Source organism: Methylobacterium sp. WL6 (assembly GCF_008040095.1).
In the GTDB taxonomy this organism is placed as follows: domain Bacteria; phylum Pseudomonadota; class Alphaproteobacteria; order Rhizobiales; family Beijerinckiaceae; genus Methylobacterium.
On record NZ_VRVH01000317.1, the window covers coordinates 1 to 4,977 of the forward strand.

Sequence of the window (4,977 nt, forward strand, 5' to 3'; positions counted from 1 at the left end):
TCGCCCGCCGGCGCCGGCGACCGGCCGTTCAGGGCAGCGCGCGCACCAGCTCGCGAAACACGTCGCCGCGCTGCTCGAAGCTGCGGAACTGGTCGTAGGAGGCGCAGGCCGGCGAGAGCAGCACCACCGGCTCGGGCGCGCCCGAGGCCGCCGCGCCCTCTGCCGCCGCCCGGACGGCGACGTCCAGGGTCTCGCAGCGGGTGTAGGGCACGGCGCCTTCCAGCGTCGCGGCGAAGGCGTCGGAGGCGGCGCCGATCAGGTAGGCGTGCGCGATGCGCTCGAAATACGGGACCAGCGGGAAGATGCCGCCGTCCTTCGCCTTGCCGCCGAGGATCCAGTGGATGTCGCGGAAGGCGGTGAGCGCCTTCTCGGTGGAATCGGCGTTGGTCGCCTTGGAATCGTTGACGAACAGCACGCCGCCGTGGACCCGGACCTCCTCCATCCGGTGCGGCAGGCCGGGAAAGCTCGCGAGCCCGGCCTGGATGTCGTCGGGCGAGAGCTCGAGCGCGCGGGCGACCGCGACCGCCACGGCCGCGTTCTGCCAGTTGTGCGCGCCGCGCAGCGACCGGATCGCGGACACGTCGGCGATCGGCGCACCATCACGGTCCGCGATCACCCCGTCGCGGACGGTGACGGCGTCGGCGGTGAGCGCCGCGTCGCGGGGCACGTGGATGCGGGTCAGCCGGTCGCCGCCCCGTTCCGCGAACCGGTCCGCGATGGCGCGGCTCGGCCCGTCGTCGACGCCGACGACCGCGCGGTCCGAGCCCTGGATCAGCCGCTCCTTGATCGCGGCGTATTGCGCGAAGGTGCCGTGGCGGTCGAGGTGATCGGGGGTGATGTTGAGGAGCACGCCGACGCTCGGATCGAGCGAGGGCGTCAGGTCGATCTGGAACGAGGACAGCTCGACGACGTGGATGCGGTCGGGCGCCGGGGGCGCCAGCGACAGGATCGCGGTGCCGATGTTGCCGCCCATCTGCACGTCGCGCCCGGCCGCGCGCAGGATGTGCGCGATCAGCGCCGTGGTGGTCGACTTGCCGTTGGTGCCGGTGATCGCGACGAACGGCGCGCCCGGCGCGACCGCGCGCCGCTCCCGGCAGAACAGCTCGATGTCGCCGACGATCTCGATGCCGGCCGCCTTGGCGAGCGCGACCGTCCAGTGCGGCACCGGATGGGTCAGCGGCACGCCGGGCGAGAGGATCAGCGCCGCGAAGCCCGACCAGTCGGCCGCGCGCAGGTCCGCGGTCTCGATCCCCTGGGCGGCGGCCCTGGCGACGCCCTCGGCGTTGTCGTCCATGGCGATCACGCGGGCGCCGCCTTCCTTCAGGGCGAGCGCGGTGGCGAGGCCGGAGGCGCCGAGCCCGAACAGAGCGACAGCGCGGCCGGCGTAGGTTGTGGCTGGGGTCATCGGAAACTCGGAACAGGTCGGCAATCGGGGTTGTCCCGCCCCTCCCCCCTCATCCTGGGGTGCCCGCGTCGGCGAGCCTCGAAGGCGACCTCCAGAACACATGGCGGTCGCTGGAGGACTCCTTCGAGGCGCCCGCTTCGCGTGCGCATCTCAGGATGAGGGCGGGGGTGGAACAAGCGTCGGTTGCGCAAAGTCTACCACAGCTCACCGCAGCTTGAGCGTCGCCAGGCCGGCGAGCGCCAGGATGACGGCGATGATCCAGAACCGGATCACGACCTGCGGCTCCTTCCAGCCCTTCTGCTCGAAGTGGTGATGGATCGGCGCCATGCGGAAGACGCGCTTGCCCGTGAGCTTGAACGACGCGACCTGGATGATCACCGACATGATCTCGAGGACGAACAGGCCGCCGACGATCGCCAGGACGATCTCGTGCTTGGTGGCCACCGCGACGACGCCGAGGAGGCCGCCCAGAGCGAGCGAGCCGGTGTCGCCCATGAAGATCTGCGCCGGCGGCGCGTTGAACCACAGGAAGCCGAGCCCCGCCCCGATCACCGCGCCAGCCACCACCGCGAGCTCGCCGGTGTCGCGCACGTAGTTCACCTGGAGGTAGCTCGCGGTGAAGGAGTTGCCAACGAGGTAGGCGATGACGCCGAAGGTGCCGCAGGCGATCATCACGGGGACGATGGCGAGCCCGTCGAGGCCGTCGGTCATGTTCACCGCGTTGCCCGCGCCGACGATGACGAAGCCGCCGAACAGCACGTAGAACCAGCCGAGATTCAGCAGCGCGTCCTTGAACACCGGGAAGGCGAGCTGGTTCTGCAGCGTGGACGGCGAGAAGTACGAGATCGCGTAGCAGGCCGTGATCGCGATCAGGGCCTCGAGCCCGAGGCGGAGCTTGCCCGAGAAGCCCTTGTGCGACTGCTTCGTCACCTTGAGGTAGTCGTCGTAGAAGCCGATCGCGCCAAAGCCCAGCGTCACCGTGAGGGTGATCCAGACGTAGTGGTTGCGCGGGTTGGCCCAGAGCAGGATCGCGACGATGGCGCCGGCCAGGATCATCAGGCCGCCCATGGTCGGCGTGCCGCGCTTGGTCAGCAGGTGGGTCTGCGGCCCGTCCTCGCGGATCGGCTGGCCCTTGCCCTGGCGCAGACGCAGCAGCGAGATGATCAGCGGCCCGAACCAGAACACGAACAAGCCCGCCGTGAACAGCGCGCCTCCCGTCCGGAAGGTGATGTAGCGGAAGACGTTGAGGGCCGAGAGCGTGCCGCTCAGGTCCGACAGGAGATACAGCATCCGGGGGCTCGGCGGCTTGGCTCACACGAAGAAAGGGCGCCGGCGGGACGCGAACGGTCCCGGGGCCTCGGCGGACGATCAGGTGCCGGTCACGGCCCGGCGGACAGGGCCGACGCGTCGTGGCGCGCCGGGGGGTTCGCGTAGCGGGCTTTGAGCGCCTCGACAATCCGACCCATGCGAATACTGTTCGAGCCCTTGACCATCACGGCGTCGCCCGGCCGCAGGATCGCGGCCAGCGGCTCGACGAGGTCGGCCGAGGCGGCGGCCGCGATGCCCCGGCGCGCGACCGGCAGCGCCTCGAACAGGTGGCCCATCAGGGCGCCGGCGGTGAAGACGAGGTCGACGCCGTGGTCGGCGACGGCGCCGGCGAGGTCGCGGTGGTGCGCGTCCGCGGCCGCCCCGAGCTCCAGCATGTCGCCGAGAACGGCGATGCGGCGCCCGCGCGGACCGGTCTCGATCGCCGCCAGCGTCGAGAGCGCGGCGCGCACGGAGGCCGGGTTGGCGTTGTAGCTCTCGTCGACGAGGAAGGCCTCGCCGTCGCGAAGCTGGAGCGCGGTGCGCTCGCCGCGCCCGACCGGCGGCCGCAGGGCCGCGAGCGACAGGGCGGCGCGCGCGAGGTCGGCGCCGAGGCTGTGGATCACCGCCATCACGCCGAGCGAGTTCATCGCGGTGTGCCGGCCGGGGGTGCCGAGCTGGTAGGTCACCGGCTGGCCCATCACCACCGCGTCGACCACCGAGAGGTCGGGGCGCAGCACGATCCGGCGCGCCCGCACGTCGGCCTCCTCGTGCTCGCCGAAGGTGACGATGCGCCCGGCCGACGAGGCGAGGGCATGGGCGTGGAGGCGGGCGAAGCTCGGGTTGTCGCGGTTGAGCACCGCGACGCCGCCGGGCGCGAGGCCCGAGAAGATCTCGCCCTTGGCGTCGGCGATCGCCGACAGCGAGGCGAAGTGCTCGATGTGGACCGGCTCGACGGTGGTGACGAGGGCCACCTCCGGGCGGACCTGCGCGACGAGCGGCACGATCTCCCGCGGGTGGTTCATGCCGATCTCGAACACGCTGAAGCGGCTCTCGGCCGGCATCCGCGCCAGCGTCAGCGGCACGCCCCAGTGGTTGTTGTAGGAGGCGACGGAGGCGTGGGTCTCCCCTTGCGCCGACAGCACGTGGCGCAGGGCCTCCTTGGTGCCGGTCTTGCCGACCGAGCCGGTCACGGCCACGACCTGGGCCGCGGTGCGGGCGCGGGCCGCGCGGCCGAGGCGCGTCATCGCGTCGAGGACCGGATCGGGGCCCTCCCCCGGCACGGCCAGGACGGGTCCGTCGAACGACGCGGCGCGGTCGGCGGCGACCACCGCCGCGCCCGCGCCCTTGTCGAGCGCCGCGCGGACGAAGTCGTGCCCGTCGCGAGCCTCGCCCCGGATCGCGAAGAACAGGTCGCCCGGCTGCAGCGTGCGGGTGTCGATCGAAGCGCCGGTGACGGCGCCGCGCTCGCCCTGGAGCGTTCCCCCGGTGGCGGCCGCGAGTTCGGCCGCCGTCCAGAGCGGTTTGGCGTTCGGGCTCATGCGGCCTCCGGTCGAGCGCGACGGTGCAACGCATCTTCCCTCCCCCCTTCGCGGGGGAGGGTGGGCCTCGCGTCAGCGAGGGTCGGGAGAGGGGAGCGCGTTGTCCGGAGATGTCGCTCCCCTCTCCCGACCCGCTTCGCGGGCCACCCTCCCCCGCAGAGGGGGGAGGGAGACGTGCGGCAGTCGTCGTGTTTCACGGGAACGGCGCTCATCGCAGATCCCCATCGATCGCCGCCCGCAGCACTGCGTGGTCCGAGAACGGCAGCACCCGGTCGCCCACGATCTGGCCGGTTTCGTGACCCTTGCCGGCCACCACCAGCACGTCGCCGGGCCCGAGCCCGCGCACGGCCGTGCGGATCGCCTCGGCGCGGTCGCCGATCTCGCCGGCGCCCGGCGCCTCGGCGAGGATGGCGGCGCGGATCGCGGCCGGGTCCTCGGAGCGGGGATTGTCGTCGGTGACGATCACCGTATCGGCCAGCCGCGCGGCGATGGCGCCCATGATCGGGCGCTTGCCGCGGTCGCGGTCGCCGCCGCAGCCGAAGACCACGACGAGGCGCCCGGTGGCGAAGGGGCGCAACGCGACGAGGACGCCCTCCAGGGCTTCCGGCTTGTGGGCGTAGTCGACGAGGCAGAGCGCGCCGTTGACCTCGCCGATGCGCTCCATGCGGCCGGGCACGCCGGTGAGGTGCTCCAGGCTCGCGAACACGCCGTCGGGGTCGGCGGCGC

Annotated in this window: 4 protein-coding genes; all 4 read right to left on the reverse strand. The window is 72.5% G+C overall.

The window, feature by feature from the left end; translation table 11 throughout:
• Nucleotides 1–28: 28 nt before the first annotated feature.
• A complete protein-coding gene (gene murD / locus FV230_RS24460) occupies nucleotides 29–1,405 on the reverse strand; it encodes a UDP-N-acetylmuramoyl-L-alanine--D-glutamate ligase (RefSeq protein WP_147844244.1) in 1,377 nt (458 codons plus the stop codon).
• Between the two features lie 204 nt (nucleotides 1,406–1,609).
• A complete protein-coding gene (gene mraY, locus FV230_RS24465; RefSeq protein WP_147729392.1) occupies nucleotides 1,610–2,695 on the reverse strand; it encodes a phospho-N-acetylmuramoyl-pentapeptide-transferase in 1,086 nt (361 codons plus the stop codon).
• Nucleotides 2,696–2,784: 89 nt separating this feature from the next.
• Nucleotides 2,785–4,251 carry a UDP-N-acetylmuramoylalanyl-D-glutamyl-2,6-diaminopimelate--D-alanyl-D-alanine ligase gene (locus tag FV230_RS24470; RefSeq protein ID WP_147844245.1) on the reverse strand — a complete coding sequence of 489 codons (1,467 nt, stop codon included), beginning with the start codon at nucleotides 4,249–4,251 and terminating at the stop codon, nucleotides 2,785–2,787.
• A 208-nt stretch (nucleotides 4,252–4,459) separates the two neighbouring features.
• The coding region (locus FV230_RS24475) for a cyanophycin synthetase (protein ID WP_281408322.1) at nucleotides 4,460–4,977 on the reverse strand (518 nt) is incomplete at its 5' end.

Excerpts from the sequence above, each read along its gene's own strand:
- murD (WP_147844244.1), bottom strand. The coding sequence starts at position 1,405 with ATGACCCCAGCCACAACCTACGCCGGCCGCGCTGTCGCTCTGTTCGGG.
- mraY (WP_147729392.1), bottom strand. The coding sequence starts at position 2,695 with ATGCTGTATCTCCTGTCGGACCTGAGCGGCACGCTCTCGGCCCTCAAC.
- FV230_RS24470 (WP_147844245.1), bottom strand. The coding sequence starts at position 4,251 with ATGAGCCCGAACGCCAAACCGCTCTGGACGGCGGCCGAACTCGCGGCC.